Annotated in this window: 14 protein-coding genes, 1 tRNA gene, 1 other RNA gene and 1 pseudogene; 8 read left to right on the top strand and 9 right to left on the bottom strand. The window is 58.0% G+C overall.

Annotated features, from left to right (window positions below; genetic code table 11):
* Nucleotides 1-22: 22 nt before the first annotated feature.
* Complete coding sequence (locus HMPREF2849_RS11430) at nt 23-673, bottom strand: hypothetical protein (RefSeq protein ID WP_246822157.1); 651 nt, start codon at nt 671-673, stop codon at nt 23-25.
* A 309-nt stretch (nt 674-982) separates the two neighbouring features.
* Here HMPREF2849_RS11430 and HMPREF2849_RS11425 point away from each other — a divergent pair, with 309 nt between their 5' ends.
* Nucleotides 983-1,126, top strand: coding sequence for a hypothetical protein (locus tag HMPREF2849_RS11425; RefSeq protein ID WP_246819699.1), 144 nt, complete (start codon nt 983-985; stop codon nt 1,124-1,126).
* On the opposite strand, the pseudogene HMPREF2849_RS11595 reads toward HMPREF2849_RS11425, so the two are convergent.
* Nucleotides 1,112-1,246: pseudogene (locus tag HMPREF2849_RS11595) on the bottom strand (helix-turn-helix domain-containing protein); the annotation flags it as partial. The gene HMPREF2849_RS11425 and the pseudogene HMPREF2849_RS11595 sit on opposite strands and share 15 nt — an antisense overlap.
* Nucleotides 1,247-1,481: 235 nt before the next feature.
* Nucleotides 1,482-1,688: a helix-turn-helix domain-containing protein gene (locus HMPREF2849_RS10390; protein ID WP_168165031.1), complete on the bottom strand. Its 207-nt coding sequence runs from the start codon at nt 1,686-1,688 to the stop codon at nt 1,482-1,484.
* An 81-nt stretch (nt 1,689-1,769) separates the two neighbouring features.
* On the opposite strand from HMPREF2849_RS10390, the gene HMPREF2849_RS11500 reads away from it, so the two are divergent.
* Nucleotides 1,770-2,102, top strand: a complete 333-nt coding sequence (locus HMPREF2849_RS11500; RefSeq protein ID WP_340139854.1) for a helix-turn-helix domain-containing protein — start codon at nt 1,770-1,772, stop codon at nt 2,100-2,102.
* Here HMPREF2849_RS11500 and HMPREF2849_RS10385 read toward each other — a convergent pair.
* Nucleotides 2,062-2,135, bottom strand: a tRNA-Met gene (locus HMPREF2849_RS10385). The two genes, HMPREF2849_RS11500 and HMPREF2849_RS10385, sit on opposite strands and share 41 nt — an antisense overlap.
* A gap of 184 nt (nt 2,136-2,319) precedes the next feature.
* Complete coding sequence (locus HMPREF2849_RS10380; RefSeq protein WP_070862958.1) at nt 2,320-5,307, bottom strand: UPF0182 family protein; 2,988 nt, start codon at nt 5,305-5,307, stop codon at nt 2,320-2,322.
* Between the two features lie 151 nt (nt 5,308-5,458).
* On the opposite strand from HMPREF2849_RS10380, the gene HMPREF2849_RS10375 reads away from it, so the two are divergent.
* Together HMPREF2849_RS10375 and HMPREF2849_RS10370 are read left to right on the top strand one after the other, a co-directional pair.
* Nucleotides 5,459-6,040: a PPA1309 family protein gene (locus tag HMPREF2849_RS10375; protein WP_070862957.1), complete on the top strand. Its 582-nt coding sequence runs from the start codon at nt 5,459-5,461 to the stop codon at nt 6,038-6,040.
* A 262-nt stretch (nt 6,041-6,302) separates the two neighbouring features.
* Complete coding sequence (locus tag HMPREF2849_RS10370; protein WP_048733544.1) at nt 6,303-7,142, top strand: GDSL-type esterase/lipase family protein; 840 nt, start codon at nt 6,303-6,305, stop codon at nt 7,140-7,142.
* 72 nt (nt 7,143-7,214) lie between these two features.
* On the opposite strand, the gene ssrA is transcribed toward HMPREF2849_RS10370, so the two are convergent.
* Nucleotides 7,215-7,599: a transfer-messenger RNA gene (gene ssrA / locus HMPREF2849_RS10365) on the bottom strand.
* Nucleotides 7,600-7,762: 163 nt separating this feature from the next.
* Here ssrA and HMPREF2849_RS10360 point away from each other — a divergent pair.
* A complete protein-coding gene (locus tag HMPREF2849_RS10360; protein WP_049171250.1) occupies nt 7,763-8,350 on the top strand; it encodes a DUF3887 domain-containing protein in 588 nt (195 codons plus the stop codon).
* Nucleotides 8,351-8,378: 28 nt separating this feature from the next.
* On the opposite strand, the gene smpB is transcribed toward HMPREF2849_RS10360, so the two are convergent.
* Nucleotides 8,379-8,882, bottom strand: a complete 504-nt coding sequence (gene smpB / locus HMPREF2849_RS10355; RefSeq protein ID WP_038626299.1) for an SsrA-binding protein SmpB — start codon at nt 8,880-8,882, stop codon at nt 8,379-8,381.
* 178 nt (nt 8,883-9,060) lie between these two features.
* On the opposite strand from smpB, the gene HMPREF2849_RS10350 reads away from it, so the two are divergent.
* The 3 genes from HMPREF2849_RS10350 (at nt 9,061) to HMPREF2849_RS10340 (ending at nt 12,630) form a co-directional block, all read left to right on the top strand.
* Nucleotides 9,061-10,704 (top strand): AbgT family transporter, encoded by a 1,644-nt coding sequence (locus tag HMPREF2849_RS10350; protein WP_049189696.1) that lies wholly within the window; start codon nt 9,061-9,063, stop codon nt 10,702-10,704.
* Between the two features lie 163 nt (nt 10,705-10,867).
* Nucleotides 10,868-11,635 carry an alpha/beta hydrolase family protein gene (locus tag HMPREF2849_RS10345; protein WP_048733555.1) on the top strand — a complete coding sequence of 256 codons (768 nt, stop codon included), beginning with the start codon at nt 10,868-10,870 and terminating at the stop codon, nt 11,633-11,635.
* A 20-nt stretch (nt 11,636-11,655) separates the two neighbouring features.
* Nucleotides 11,656-12,630 carry a cation diffusion facilitator family transporter gene (locus HMPREF2849_RS10340; RefSeq protein ID WP_016423250.1) on the top strand — a complete coding sequence of 325 codons (975 nt, stop codon included), beginning with the start codon at nt 11,656-11,658 and terminating at the stop codon, nt 12,628-12,630.
* Between the two features lie 29 nt (nt 12,631-12,659).
* On the opposite strand, the gene HMPREF2849_RS10335 is transcribed toward HMPREF2849_RS10340, so the two are convergent.
* Nucleotides 12,660-14,489 (bottom strand): ABC-F family ATP-binding cassette domain-containing protein, encoded by a 1,830-nt coding sequence (locus HMPREF2849_RS10335; protein WP_049171263.1) that lies wholly within the window; start codon nt 14,487-14,489, stop codon nt 12,660-12,662.
* Nucleotides 14,473-14,988, bottom strand: a complete 516-nt coding sequence (locus HMPREF2849_RS10330; RefSeq protein WP_049171266.1) for an NUDIX hydrolase — start codon at nt 14,986-14,988, stop codon at nt 14,473-14,475. The genes HMPREF2849_RS10335 and HMPREF2849_RS10330 overlap by 17 nt, the downstream gene beginning before the upstream one ends.
* Between the last annotated feature and the right edge of the window lie 8 nt (nt 14,989-14,996).

Raw genomic sequence — 14,996 nt, 5'->3', positions numbered from 1 at the left:
CCCAGGTCTTCCAAACAGTGATTTAGCTGGTCAGATAGCCGGTCACATCTACGGCATCGAGAAATGCCCAGCGGCTGCCTTGCGCATAATCAAGACCTGCCGCTTTGGCGGCATGATGGTCGATTGCCACCTGCCCCATATCGAGATCTCGTGCCTCGACGACACGACCCGATGCCAGCAGCTTCGACCACGGTCGATGCCCCCTCTGGTCGGGAACTGACACATTCCACACAGGTGGATTATCGACTGGCAGGTCATCCCGGAAACGGGCCATGACTAGGGCAGTCAGGTGCCGCACATGACCGGGAAGCCCCCGGGAAGCCAACACGCGATGCATCTGCTCACGACTCCACCCCGCGTCCAAACGGTCACGAATGGCCGCAGCGATGCGCGGATACTCCCGCAATGGAACCGCCTGCATCTCCTCCGGCAACACATCAGCGACGAGGGCGGAATCCTCCGAAATCACATCATTGTGATTTTCATACCCAGGCATCGGCTCAGAAATGGCCGATTCTGCCCCCTCATGGACATTCTCCGGGGATTGCGGCGCTTTTTCAGGATTCACCCTCTCAGCGGATCGCTGAACGCTCTCCGAGGCACTGAGCGCCGAACGATGACGGTCGAAAGTTTCGCCGCGGCCATCGTGGACGTCGCCGGCAGGCGCGTCCACCGCCCCGGCGTGAGCGTCGGGAGCACTCCCCCGCCCCGATGAGCCGCCAGGCTCACCCGAGTGAGGCTCCGCCGAACCCTGCTCCCTCGGCTCTGCCGCAGCGTCGACCGGAGGGGATGGAGGGGAGGGGGTGGTAGTTAACCCTTGGTAGTTATATGGGGTGTCACTGTTGACACTCTTACTTTTGCCGTTTTTGACACTCTTACTTTGTTTGGGTGTCATTTTGACACTCTTAGCCTGACCTGCGGTTTTGGTTTTGTCGGGTAAGGGTGTCATTTTGACACTCTTACCCGCTTTCTCCTGTTGAAAATGCCCGGCGAGCATGCCTGGCAGATTGATGATGTATTTGCTCGTCGTCTGTCGAGCTTGGCCGTGTTCATTGCGAACCCAGCGGCGCTGGATTTCGATAATGCCGAGTTGCTCCAGCTCCTTGAGTTGCCGTTGAACCGTTGACCGAGATTGCCCGGTCCTGCGCGCCAGATCCTGTACCGAAGGCCAGCACACCGCTCGCCCATCAGTACGTCGCTCGGTCTTGTCCGGGTCATTAAACGGATCTGCTCGGTCAGCGAGCATCGTCAGCGTGAACTTGCACGCTGGCTTGAGCACGTGAACATGCTCGACACAGATACCCATTTCTGCAAAGCCCATTACCAGTCCCACCCCTTCCCAGAGTGGATATTCGACAGGCTGAACCAATGCCCTAGACGGACTCCTGAGGTCTGTGTAAAATTAAGTCCTGTTGGTGAGACTACGGTCTTTCGAAGCGCTACTACCTTGGCAGAGGTAGTAGCGCTTTTCTTTTGCTTTGTCATTGCGCAGCATCCCCCAGAATCGCTTCAACATCCTTGCGGGGGATGCGCCATTGCCCAGAAGGCAACTGAATTGCGTTGGGAAACTGCCCCTTCGAAGCCCACGCTTGCACCGTCCGACGGGTTACCGACGGCAATAGTGCGGAAGCCTCACCGGATGAAAGCCACTCCGATTCATCCATTTTGTGCGTATCTCGTTCACTCATGAACACGAATGTAACGGCTTGCGCCTTGTACGTCAAGCGCACACATTGCGCCATATTCGCCACTCATGTACTGTTGCGCCTATGACAGCGAAATCGATTCAAAAAAGCTACACAGCCGACGAGGCAATCGGCATCACCGTCAATCAACTAATGTTTACCCATCGAGTAACAAGAAAGATGCTGGGCGACGCCCTCGGTATTTCAGGGCAGACGCTAGGGCGGAAAGTGCGCGGACAGATTTCATGGTCTCTCGCAGAAATTTTTGCGATAGCCGCCTATTTCAATATTGAAGTGACCGACCTTCTCCCCCGTCGCGTTCCCCAAATGCAAGAAACCCCCGGTTCGCTTTCGCGAACCGAGGGTTCCAACTTAGTGGCGGGGGCTGGATTCGAACCAACGACCTCTGGGTTATGAGCCCAGCGAGCTACCGAGCTGCTCCACCCCGCGTCAACTGTCCTGGCTTTTACAAGCACTCACAGCGGGCGCTGGTCTCTCTGACCAACGAGAAGTAACTGTAGCACGACGCTCCCAACAAAGACCAATCCCCAGGTCATAGCCAATTTCGCTACAACCTAGGGAGTCTTCGGACCATAGAAACCTATGATTCTCGGTTAACTACTCGTTGCACGTCTTACTGGCCGTTGGCCTTCTGGTAGTCAGCGGCAGCGCGGTCGAGCTCGGCAAGTGCCTGGCCCTGTGCCGCGTAGTCACCGTTCTTCTGAGCGTCGTTAAGCTTTTGCAGTGCGTCGGAGATACGGCGAGCGGCGTCGTCACGCGCGGCGACATCAACCTTGCGCTCTTCCTTCGGTGCCTCGTCGTCGGACTCAGCGTCGGCGGCATCCTTGTCCTTATCCGCCGACTGCTCCTCAGTCTCTTCCTCACCGCGGACCTTGGTCGCGGCGGAAGCATCGATACCGACCTGACTCAGAGCCTCAGTGACCGTGGCGCCATAGCCCACCTGACCGCGGTAAGCGACGAGAATACGCAGCAGCTTCGGGAATGCGGTCTCCTGGCCCTTGCGCTGGGTGTAGACCGGTTCGACGTAGAGAATCTCGCCATCGCCGACCGGCAGCGTCAGCAGGTTACCGTTGGTGACCACGTTCGTGCCCTCGAGCAGAGTACGGTCCTGGGCGACCTCATCTGCGGACATCATCGTGTCCTGCGCCTGCCGTGGACCCATGGTCTGGGTGTTGGTCGGCAGGGCACGGATGGTGATTTGACCGTACGTCTCCGGATCGGAGGAAGCGCTCATCTGGGCGGCGAGGAACTCGCGCTCCAGACCGCGGAAGGCGGAAATCAGCTGGAAGCTCGGCTTTCCGGTCTTCGGATCGGAAGCGACAACGTAGTACGGCGGCTGGGAGAGGTTCTGCTCTTCCGGCGCGGTCGGATCGGACGGGACGGACCAGAAGGAGTCATTGGCGAAGAACACGCCCGGATCGCTGACGTGGTACTTGGCCATCAGCTCACGCTGAACCTTAAACAAGTCCTCCGGGTAGCGCAGGTGCTCCTGCAGCTCCTCGGAAATCTCCGACTTTGGCTTCACCACATCCGGGAAGACACCCTCCCAGGCCTTGAGCACCGGATCCTTCTCATCGAACTCGTAGAGCTCAACGGTGCCATCGTAGGCATCGACGGTCGCCTTGACCGAGTTGCGGATGTAGCTGACCTCGCTGTTCGGCAGCGGGCGTGGAGTGCCATCCGGGTTAATGGAGTCCTGTGTGGTTTCCTGGAGGCTCATGCGCTGGGAGTACGGCATCTTGGCCAGCGTGGTGTAGCCGTCGACGATCCACTTCATACGGCCATCGACTACAGCCGGATAGGTCTTGGTGTCAGTGGTCAGCCACGGGGCGACCTTCTGAACACGGTCACGCGGATCGCGGTTGTAGATGATCTTGGAGTCCGGCCCAATGCGGTCGGACAGCAGGATGTTGAGTTCCTGGTAACGGGTGGCGAAAATCATGCGGCTGGCAAGCCCGCCTACGCCAACACCGCCCTCACCGTCGTAGGTGAAGTTACGGCCGTCGGCATCGTACTCATAGTCCTTGCCGTCACCGTTACCGCCAACAATCGCATAGTCGGCATCGCTGTTGGCGATAACCGGGCCGTAGTAGATACGCGGCTGCTTCAGGTTCAGGTTCATGCCGTTCGGGTCCTCGGACTCGAACAGGTCAGCCACGGTATACAGCGGGTAACCGCCGCGGGCGGAACCGGACTCGGAGGCAACCTCGTCGACCTTATTAGCCGGCGCAGCAACGAAACCATTGCCGTGGGTGTAGACCGTGTGACGGTTAATCCAGTCAGTCTGGTTACCCTGCAGCGTCTGCGGGTTCAGTTCACGAGCAGCGACGATGAAGTCACGGGACGCACCATCGATCTGGTAGCGGTCAATGGCAAGCGGATCGGAGAAACCATAGAAGTTCTTCAGCTGGCGCTGCTGCGTGAAGGTACGTGGCAGCACTTCCGGATCCAGGATTCGGATATTGGCCAGCGTCGCAGCATCGCGGGAAATCGAGTCCGCACCTTCCTTCGCGGCTTCCTTATCGCCTTCCTTTTCAGCCGGAACACCCCAGTCGCGCTCAACCTTCACCTTGTCGTCAGTAAGCCCGTAGTGGTAGCGCGTCGATTCAATATTGCGCGCAATGTATTCGCGTTCCTTGGAAGCGCGGTTCGGGTTAACTGAGAACTGCTCAACTGCCATCGGCCAGGCCACGCCAATCAGACCTGCGGAAACCAACATCAGCACGGTGGCAAACGCCGGGATCGAAAGATTGCGCAGGAAAATGGCCGCGAAGAATGCAGCGGCCACGACGATTGCGATGACCAGCAGCGTAATCTTCGCCGGCAGCAGCGCATTGATATCGGTGTAGGAACCACCGGTGAAGGTCTTCTGCTTGTTATTCAGCAGCTCATAGCGGTCCAGCCAGTAAGACACAGCCTTGAGCAGCATGAAAACACCGGCCCAGCACGCCAACTGCGCACGAGCCGCATTGGAAACGCGGGTCTTCTCCCCTGTAGTCGGGTTACCTGGGCGGATGCCACCAAGGAAGTAATGCGTCACCAGCGACAGCAGGAACGCAATAACTACCAGGACAACCAGCGTCGAAATGATGTACGACCACAGCGGCAACTGGAATGCATAGAAGCCCAAGTCCTTGCCGTACTGCGGGTCAGTCTCACCGAAGGACTGCCGATTTAAGAACAGCTGCACCGTCTGCCAATTACCCTGCCCCACAAGGCCACCGAGTACGCCGAATACAACGGGCAGCGTGGTGAACATCGACTTCGAACCGGATTCAGCCATCCGTCGGTACACTGCCTGCGGGCTGCGTGGATCCGTCAGTCCGAGGTCGACGGGCCGCGAGCGCCACGCCAGCCACATAGATAGAAATGTCAGTGCGCCCGTTATCAGGCCTACGGTGATAAACAGGACGATACGAGTGAGCCACGTGGTGGCGAATACCCCTCGATAGTCCACTTCACCGAACCACTGAAAGTCCGTATAAAAATTGACGGCGATTGGAATAACAAAGGTCAGCGCGGCAATCACCAACACGGTAATTGCCAGCCACCCCGGGCGGCCACCCGCCGATCGTCTCGGTCGAGTCTGGTTTAGAGACAACGTCTCTCCTGTCCAAGTTGAACTTGACTTGCCAGCGAGCTGGTAAGTCGGTCGTACGCATATCTGTCATCTACTCTAAATAAAGTTCCTAACATTTGACTAAGGATGTTGTTAATACAGCGTTGCCAGGAAAGGGGCGTCGTCAAGCGTCATGAGCGAAAACAGCGGAACTCAGACTCATCTCAGCCAGCAGGCACTCAATCGCGCCGTACGCGAGGCTGTCGAATACGTCCACGCCGAAGGTTGGGACCGCGCCCCGAGTCTCTTCGCCCTCGTCCCCACCGCCGCGCTTGCCGACGTGCTTGCCGACGAGCTGATTGACAGCGCCCCGCTGACCGTCGTTGCGCAGGAACCTCTCCCCGAGGGAATTGAAGGTGGTAGCCCTGAGTTGGCGGACTTTATCGCTCGGACATCGTGGCCGGCAGGTGTCGTCGGTGCCGTGTTAGCGCAGGAAATAATGGTCATCGCTCCGGAGCAGGCGGACAGCTTTGAGGGTGCATCCCTGGACGAGGTGCGGGCACAGGCGGATGGTGAGGCGGCTCGCCAGGCACGTCTTTTCAGTGGTGTTATCAGCGAAGGTCCACACCTAACACTGATCCAACCTCGCCCCACAGAGGCGGAACTGGATGAGCGTGGGCCCTTTGCTGAAGATGAGATTGAGCTAAAAGATGGTTCTGGGGTAGCCGATGGTGTCATCGCTGCGTTGTATTCCACGTTCGGAAGCGCCTCATAAATCCACCTACCAGCGATAAGAGACAAAAAGAGGTATTGAAAGCGCCGAATATACATATAACTAGCTGATTCCGGTTGACATCGGACTTAGAACCTAGTTGTATAACAAAGTGATAAAGGCGCGTCTCTAAGTATCCGCTCAGGGTTCTGTCGGACTTGGTTCTGTCGGACTTGGTTCTTCCAGGGACGGTCTGTGGCGAAGAAATCGCGAGTGTAGCGCGAGTTTTTCCTTCTATAGGTTTTCAACTAAGAGGTTTTTAATTATGAAGAACAACGTTGTTCGCCGTGCAGCAGCCTCGGCAGCTGCAGCTTCTGCGCTGGCAGCCTCCCTCCTGACCGGTGGTGTTGCCAACGCTCTTCCTACTGGTAACTACGTTGCCTTCGGCGATTCCTTCGCTGCTAACCCGGGTCAGTCCGATCCAGCCGTACCGGGCCGTGGTGGCTGCCCGATTTCGGTCTCGAACATCGGCTCTCACGTTGCTCGTGAGACTGGTCTTGAACTGCACGACTACTCCTGCAACGGCACTACCGCTTTCATGCCGACTCAGCCGCAGAAGTCCCTGATGGGCCAGGTTGACAACGCCATCGCTCAGGGCTCCCTCGGCCCGGCTACCCAGCTAGTAACCATCTACGTTGGCGCCAATGACGCGATGCAGGGCGCTGTGCTGCCAATGCCGGTTCAGGATGACCTGTACACCACCAACGTTGTGGCCGCTGTGGAGAAGATCAAGGCCGCTAACCCAACTGCTCGCGTCATGCTGATTGGTTACCCGGCTTTCACCTCTAATGACCCGACTCACTACGCTTGCCCGGTTAACGCCGCAGGTTTTGCACCGCACATTCCGGCTGCCGGTATGCACCACTTTGAGATGGCTCTGCAGAACCGCCAGATGCGTGCTGCCGCTGAATCCGGTATCGGTTTCGTCAACATGAAGGAGGTCACCAACATCGACGTCGCAATGTGCGGTCCGGACGGTGAGCGTCAGGTCTCCGCAATTCTGGATACCGATGTTGCTTCCTACAACATGACCAACCACCCGACCTTCCACGGTTCGGCAGTTGCTGGCACCACTATCGCCAACGTCTACAAGAGCACCTTCTAAGGTCTTTCGACGTCGCTCAGACGTCTTCAAGTACAACGAAAAATCCCCGGTCGTAATGACCGGGGATTTCATTTGTGGAGCTGCCGAGAATTGAACTCGGGTCCACCGCCAACTCGCCAGGGCTTCTCCGTGCGCAGTTCGCACGATCGCCTCTACTCGACCCTTCGGCTCAGGCAAACATGTCCGAATGACGGGCCCAGCCGCAAGTAAGAAGATCCCCGATGAGCCTTACGGCACCCCCATCGGGCGAGCCCTTTTAAGTCGATGCCAGGGTCCGGACCAAAGGGCAAGCCCGGTCTGACAGACACGCTAGTCGCTTAATTAGGCAGCGAGAGCGTAGTCGCGCTGAGTGTTCTCGGCGCTTAATCAGTTGCTACGACGCTTAAACGGTGGTCTCTAGCCTGCACCGGCACGCTTCCCCTGGCTCACTGTACGGTGTCGAAACCATGTCAGCCCCATACAATGCCTTCGAGCACGGGAAAGTGCGTTGCGCTCAAAGGATGTTCAAGAATAACGCTTTACGACGGGAAAAGTCAACAAGCTTCGCCGCAAGGCCCACAGCCCCCCCCGAATGTCAACTCCGGGTTGACACTGACGTCAACCAATGGTTGACTGCAGTCATGGATCCATTGACGACAATCCGTCACCGACTGCAAGCAACGAACATTGCCGAACAAGAACTTGAAGATGCCGTGGCGCAGGCTCGCGCAGCGGGCCATTCATGGGCAGAGATTGGAAATGTACTCAATATCTCCCGGCAAGCGGCATTCAAGCGGTTCGGAAGTGTCCAAAACCCCGTTTCAGGAGAATTGATGACTGCCACAAAAACTACACATATCGCCGAGCTCGGCGAAAAATTCCTTCGCCACATCATCAACGGCGAAGAAGCAGAAACCGTAAGCATGATTTCCCCAAAGCTCCGGAAGGATCTCCCCTGGTCCACTATCTACTCTGTCTGGGAAGATGTTCTCACCGAGACTGGGGCGTTCGAATCTTTCGACGACACCCAAGTCACCAGCCTCGGGGGAACCAGGACTAAGGAACCGACCTCGCAGAAACTCCTGTCGAAGATTCTCGGCACAAGTCTCGTCATCACCACCCTCAAACATGAGGCTGGCGAATGGATGGCTCGAGTTGCCTTTGACCGTCACGAAAACGTCATTGGCCTACTCATCCTCCCAGTCGATGCGACTGAGTTCCCCTTCTAAAAAGGGTTTCTTCTAATGAAGACCTCTTTTACCCCTTGATGCCCTTCACACGACGGCCCAGCGCACGAGTAGCTTCGCGCTCCTCCGTGCGGCGCTTGATGTCCTGGCGCTTGTCATAATCCTGCTTACCGCGGGCGAGTGCGAGCTCGACCTTCAAGCGGCCGTCGGTGAAATACAGCTTCAGGGGTACAAGCGTGTTGTTGCCATCGCGGACCTTGCCCCACAGGGTGTCAATCTCCTTGCGGTGCAACAACAGCTTGCGCGAGCGACGCGGTGAGTGATTAGTCCACGAACCGTAGGAGTACTCCGGGATATGCAGCCCGCGGAGCCACACTTCGCCGTCGTCGATGGTCGCGAAGGCGTCATTAAGCGATGCTTTGCCCTCGCGCAGCGCCTTGACCTCAGTGCCCACGAGAACGACACCGCATTCGTAGGTGTCCAGAATGTTGTAGTCATGGCGGGCACGACGATTGGTGGCCACCACCGCGTTGTTGGCGCTGACCTTTTCTTTCTTCGACTTCTTCTTGCCCATAACCTGATTAACTCTAGTCGAAGAAGGTGCACTACAGCTATTCCCTAGCTATTCCCTTAACTTTCCCTTATGCGCCTGCTCGCACCCGACATACATATGCCTCTGGCCTTTTACGTTGTGACGCAACTTACTTTCCCCTAACCTTTTACCAACGTCTAACACAGAGGGATTTATATATATGGGACAGTCAAAAACGTTGGAACCGGACAAAGCGCCACCGAAGCCAAAGGGGTTCCTAGCAACACTGGAACGTATCGGCAACGCACTGCCAAATCCATTTTGGCTATTCGTGATTCTTGCCGGTGTAGTCATCGTTTCTTCGTGGCTCGGTGAGGCTGCGGGTATGCAGGCCAAGGATCCCGCGTCGGGTGACATCATCGAGGTGGAAAGCCTTGCTACCGCAGAGTACCTGCAAAAGATGGTCTCTGAGGCGGTAACGAACTTCACGGACTTCGCACCAGTTGGCCTGATTCTGGTGTGCATGCTCGGTGTCGCAATTGCGGAGTACTCCGGTTACATCGGCTCGGCAATCCGCGCGGCAATTTCCAAGGTGCACTCCCCTGTCCTGCTGACATTCATTGTTGCACTGGCCGGCGTGACTGGTTCAATCGCTTCTGATGCCGTCTACGTGATTCTCATTCCGCTGGGTGCCGCCTCATTCGCCGCAGTTGGTCGTAACCCTATTGTCGGTGCGATGGTCGCCTTTGCCGCCTCGTCGGCCGGGTTCAATTCGTCACTGGTGCTCAACATCACCGATGTGCTGCTGGCAGGTATCTCCACGCATGCAGCGCACTTCGTGGATCCGGAATACGTAGTTTCACCGCTGGCCAACTACTTCTTCACTATGGCCTCGTCGATTGTGCTGGCTCTGATTATTACCGCCGTTACTGAACTGTTTATTACCAAGCACGTGGAGAAGACCGTCCACGACGACCACATTGACCACGATGCCGCGGAATTCACCAAACCGGGCGCTTCGGAGGAAGCTGCCGAGGAAAACGCCAAGAAGGAGGAGCGGAACACCGCATCTAGCAGCTCCAGCAATGGCCGCGACAAGCTAATCCTCAACGATGCCGAACGACGTGGCCTCCGCTACGGCAACATCGCCGCTGTCATCTTCCTGGCGCTTTGGTTCGCTGCCCTGTTCATCCCGGGTTCGCCTCTGCGCGGCGAAGGCGACGGCATCTTGAATTCCGTGCTGCTTACCGACGTCGTGGCGTCCATCGCCCTCTTCTTCGCAGTGGTCGGCATTGCGTACGGCATCGGTGCCAAAACCATCACCTCCTCAGCAGACGTGCCCGCCTTCATGGAACGCGGCCTGGGCACACTGACCACAATGATGGTGCTCTTCTTCGCCGTCTCGCAGTTCACGGCCTACTTCAAGTGGTCCAATATCGGCCAGTGGACCGCTATCAAGGGCTCCGAATTCCTGACCAAGGCGGATCTGCCGCCGCTGTTGCTCTTTGCTGCCTTCGTCCTGATGGTGGCTGTTCTCAACCTGCTGATTACCTCGGGCTCCGCACAGTGGGCTCTGATGGCGCCGGTCGTTGTGCCGATGCTGATGTACGTCAACGTCTCTCCAGAGGTCTCCCAGCAGCTATTCCGTATTGGTGACTCCCCGACCAACATCATTACGCCGATGTCGCCGTACTTTGCGCTGGCGCTGACTTTCCTGCAGAAGTACTACAAGCCTGCGGGTGTCGGCACGCTGATGTCGCTGGCTATCCCGTACTCGCTGTGCATGATGGTGGGCTGGTTCCTATTCTTCGTCCTCTGGTATCTCGCGGGCATTCCGCTGGGGCCGGGGGTTCCGGTGCGTTAACTCACAGCCACTAGGAGATTGAGGGATTGGTCGAATTTTTCGCCCAATCCCTCACTTATTTGTGGCACCCGGGCTTAATATTGCGTACGGTCGCCACCACAACGGGCGTCGTAAAGCGAAAACGTACACACATTGAGCACACACTGAGACGCGGATATAACCTATGCCAACAAAGCACCTAAAATTTACGGGATCGACCGGCGAGACTCTGGCTGCATCAATTGATTTGCCGGACGGTCAGCCACGCGCGTGGGCGCTATTTGGTCATTGCTTCACGTGTAATCGGATGGTGCCCGGCGCGTCACGCACCTGCAAGGCGCTGGCGAAGAAGGGCATTGCGGCATTCCGGTTCGACTTCACTGGCCTCGGGCAGTCCACTGGTGATTTCGGTGAGACGACGTTCCAGACCAACATCGATGACCTTAAGGCCGCCTACGAGTTCATGGAGGCAGAATTTGAGGCCCCCTCGCTACTGATTGGGCACTCGCTCGGTGGCGCAGCGGCGCTGAACGCCGGCCACGATATGCCGAAAATCAAGGCGGTAGCGACAATCGGTGCACCCTTCGATCCGGCACACTCGATTGTGCGCATCGCCGGTGACATTTCGACGGTCGATGAGCACGGCACGCAGGTTCTGCAGATTGAAGGTCGTGGCATTCCCATCTCCCGTGAGTTCTTGGAAGTGTTGGCGGACTACAACCCGGAGGTTTATCTCAGCCAGCTGCGCAAGCCACTGCTTATTCTGCACTCCCCGACCGACCAGACTGTTGGTATCGATAGCGCCCAGAAGATTTTCCAGGTCTCTCGCTATCCAAAATCCCTGATGAGCTTGGATCGCGCAGACCACTTGCTCACTCGCGCTAAGTCCGCCGCGCGCGCTGCTGACCTGATTTATGCGTGGGCGGATAGCTATCTTCCGGAGGCTGAATAGCCCTGTTATCATTAGGGGTTATGGACACAACTGAACACTCTGGCCACTCACACGGCCACGGTCATTCACACGGTCATTCACACGGCCATGACCACGCTCATATTGACCCCGCGAATACTCCTGCCCGTCGCCTGCTCGCAGCTGCGGGTCTAACTCTTGTCGTATTTCTCGCCGAGCTCATCGGCGGCTTGGTCTCGGGTTCACTGGCGCTGCTGGCAGATGCCGGCCATATGGTGACGGACTCCGCAGGCCTGCTTATGGCAGTTGCCGGTTTGGCTATCGCCCAGCGCGGAGCCAATCACCGCGCGACGTACGGGTACCGTCGTGTTGAGGTTCTGACTGCTCTCGTCAACGGTCTGACAGTTTTCATCATTGCCGCTGTGATTCTCTGGGGCGCAATCCGGCGATTCGGGTCAGTGGAGCAATCTGAGATTCAAACCACGTCGATGCTCATCATCGCAGTCATCGGCCTGCTCACCAATGTGATTGCGGCGTTTCTGCTCGCCGGCGCTGCCAAGGAAAGCGTCAACGTCCGCGGCGCGTATCTGCACGTGCTTGTCGACGCCGCTGGTTCGGTCGCCGTCATTATCTCCGCTATCGCTATCGCATACACCGGCTGGACTGCCATCGACTCGGTGGTCTCTATCGTGATTGCGCTCTTCATCGTCCCCCGAGCCGCCGTTCTGGTGCGCGACTGTCTCCACGTGTTGCTGGAGTACACCCCGAAGGGCGTCGACACTGAGAGAATCACTGCTGACCTGTCTGACTTGGACGGAGTGGTCGATGTCCACGATCTCCACGTCTGGTCCCTCAACGGCAGCGACCTACTGGCATCTGTCCATCTCGTGCGCTGCGACACGCTCCCCAACGGCGACGAGCACGCATTGCTCGACCGCGCGCAGGCACTGCTTCACGACGTCCACGGGATTGAACACGCCACGGTGCAAATTGAAAGAACCGGGCACGCTGACCACGAGTACCCGGCTCATACCTAAAATGTTCGGCTAGTAGCTGAAGTAAGATGCTAGCCCTCGAGCTGCTCCCCTAGCTCCAGCCACTCCATCTCCAGCTCTGCCTTCTGCTCAACCACCTCCGCAGCACGGCGATCGAGGTCCGCCAGCTTTTGTGTGTCCAAGTTGGCTACATCAGCACTCGCTTCCGCCATCTGCGCATGCAGTTCACTTTCTTGCTGGCTGAGCTTCGCCATCTTCCGCTCCAGAGCACTCATCTTCTTCTGGACAGCATGAGCTTCCGCAGCCGAGAGCTTCGAGGTATCCTCCTCTGAAGCTGCGCCACGGGTCTGCGGACTACCGGCATTTGCTTGAGAGGCACCACCACTAGCGGCCGAGTCAGCCAGCTGTGCGCGACGCTGGAGGTACTGACTAATCCCGCCTGGCAAGTTCGTCAGCTCGCCATCGCCGAAGAGGGCCCAGGTCGAGTCGGCAATACGCTCAATCAGGTAGCGGTCGTGCGAGATGACCACCAACGTGCCCGGCCAATTGTCCAGCAGGTCTTCCAATTCCTGCAGCGTGTCAATATCCAGGTCATTCGTCGGCTCGTCGAGCAGCAGGAAGTTCGGCTCACTCATCAACACGCGTGTGAGTTGCAAGCGGCGACGCTCACCGCCGGAGAGGTCTGCGATTGGGGTGCGCTGCCGCTTCGGGGAAAAACCCAGTCGCTCCGCCAGTTGCGAGGCGCTAATCTGCTTCTTGCCCAGGTCAATGTAGGTCGCCACGTCCTCCACAGCGTCGAGCACACGCATATCCAGCGGCAGATCATCGAGCTCCTGTCGCAGCCAACCCAGACGCACCGTCTTGCCCTCAATCCGCTTGCCATCGCTTAAGGGGTAGTCTCCCGCCAATGCGCGCAACAAAGTCGTCTTACCCGAGCCGTTGACACCGACCAGGCCAATGCGCTCGCCGGGGGCCAGACGCCACGTGACGTCGTTAAGCAATTCCCTACCATCGGGCGTTTCCAGGGACGCATGCTCTAGCTCTACGACCACCTTGCCCTGTCGACGCTGCGAAAACGCCATCAACTCCACGGAATCACGCGGCGCCGGGACATCGGCGATGAGAGCCTCAGCTGCTTCGATGCGGTAGCGAGGCTTCGAGGTGCGGGCCGGCGCACCCCGGCGCAACCACGCGAGTTCCTTACGCGCAAGGTTCTGGCGACGCTGCTCGGCGGCATCGGCTTGGCGCGCACGCTCGGCACGCGCGAACGTCCAGTCGTTGTAACCGCCATCGTAAAAATCGACGGTGCCATCGTGGACTTCCCACGTCTTCGTGGCAACGGTATCCAGGAACCAACGATCGTGCGTGACGACGACCAGGGCTGCCCGGCGCGAAAGAACATGATCGGCCAACCACTGCACACCCTCAATATCGAGGTGGTTCGTTGGCTCATCGAGAATGAGCAGATCCAGATCTCGGACCAGCGCGGCCGCCAGGTTAACGCGACGGCGCTCACCACCGGAGAGATTGGCGACCTTGGTATCCATACCGAGGTCATTGATACCGATGCCATCGAGGACCTCGCGGATGGAAGCGTTACCCGCCCACTCGTGTTCAGCGAGTCCCAGCGGTGCAATGACGCACTCAAACACGGTGGAATTCGGGTCGAGCTCGGCGCCCTGGGTGACATGCGCCATGGCCATGTCGTTGGCTCGCGAAATACGTCCGGAGTCCGCTGGCTCCACGCCTGCCAGAATCTTCAGCAGTGTGGACTTGCCGCCACCGTTCAAACCGACAACACCGATGCGGTCGCCCTCTTGAACACCGAGGCTGACGCCGTCGAGCAGAGTCTTGAGCCCGAAGGACTTAGAAATATTCTCGCAATTAATCAGATTCGCCATGATGAGTATTTATTGTGCCCCATTCGACGTTGCCAAGCACACGCCGGACATACCAGGCCACCGGCAGCTCATCGAACTGCTCTCGGGTTACCCATTTAAATTCCGGATGCTCGCCGCTGAGCTGGACATTCTGCGTGTCGTCGGCCTCGCGTACTAGAAAGGTCACCGTGTGGAAGCGGAAATTCTCCCCGCCCAAGTCCGGATTGGAATAATGGGCAAATTCGCTGACCTCCGCTGCGCGCAAGCCGGCCTCTTCACGCAGTTCGCGCACAGCGGCCTCCACGGGCTCCTCCCCCGCGTCTAGCTTGCCACCGGGCAAATCCCACTGGCCCCCGAGGAAGCCCTCGTATTCACGCAGCAGAAGCAGCAAGCGGTCACCGCGGAAAACTATGCAGTTGCACACCCAGCCGTCGTCGTCAGGCCAGAACTTAGTCCAAGCCAGGCTGCGCGGTTCGCGCCGGCCGATCTCGGCCCTACTGGGGGTGTCGTCACGGTGCATGGGGAAAG

The sequence above is a fragment of the Corynebacterium sp. HMSC073B01 genome (genome assembly GCF_001838255.1).
Lineage (GTDB): Bacteria > Actinomycetota > Actinomycetes > Mycobacteriales > Mycobacteriaceae > Corynebacterium > Corynebacterium jeikeium_D.
Note: the sequence above shows the minus strand (reverse complement) of the source record. Positions and strands in the feature narration are given on the sequence as shown.

Bases quoted from the DNA above. Each gene is read 5' to 3' on its own strand.
- HMPREF2849_RS11425 (WP_246819699.1), top strand. From the start codon at position 983: ATGCCCGGCGAGCATGCCTGGCAGATTGATGATGTATTTGCTCGTCGT.
- HMPREF2849_RS10390 (WP_168165031.1), bottom strand. From the start codon at position 1,688: ATGAGTGAACGAGATACGCACAAAATGGATGAATCGGAGTGGCTTTCA.
- HMPREF2849_RS11500 (WP_340139854.1), top strand. From the start codon at position 1,770: ATGACAGCGAAATCGATTCAAAAAAGCTACACAGCCGACGAGGCAATC.
- HMPREF2849_RS10375 (WP_070862957.1), top strand. From the start codon at position 5,459: ATGAGCGAAAACAGCGGAACTCAGACTCATCTCAGCCAGCAGGCACTC.
- HMPREF2849_RS10370 (WP_048733544.1), top strand. From the start codon at position 6,303: ATGAAGAACAACGTTGTTCGCCGTGCAGCAGCCTCGGCAGCTGCAGCT.
- HMPREF2849_RS10360 (WP_049171250.1), top strand. From the start codon at position 7,763: ATGGATCCATTGACGACAATCCGTCACCGACTGCAAGCAACGAACATT.
- smpB (WP_038626299.1), bottom strand. From the start codon at position 8,882: ATGGGCAAGAAGAAGTCGAAGAAAGAAAAGGTCAGCGCCAACAACGCG.
- HMPREF2849_RS10350 (WP_049189696.1), top strand. From the start codon at position 9,061: ATGGGACAGTCAAAAACGTTGGAACCGGACAAAGCGCCACCGAAGCCA.
- HMPREF2849_RS10345 (WP_048733555.1), top strand. From the start codon at position 10,868: ATGCCAACAAAGCACCTAAAATTTACGGGATCGACCGGCGAGACTCTG.
- HMPREF2849_RS10340 (WP_016423250.1), top strand. From the start codon at position 11,656: ATGGACACAACTGAACACTCTGGCCACTCACACGGCCACGGTCATTCA.
- HMPREF2849_RS10335 (WP_049171263.1), bottom strand. From the start codon at position 14,489: ATGGCGAATCTGATTAATTGCGAGAATATTTCTAAGTCCTTCGGGCTC.
- HMPREF2849_RS10330 (WP_049171266.1), bottom strand. From the start codon at position 14,988: ATGCACCGTGACGACACCCCCAGTAGGGCCGAGATCGGCCGGCGCGAA.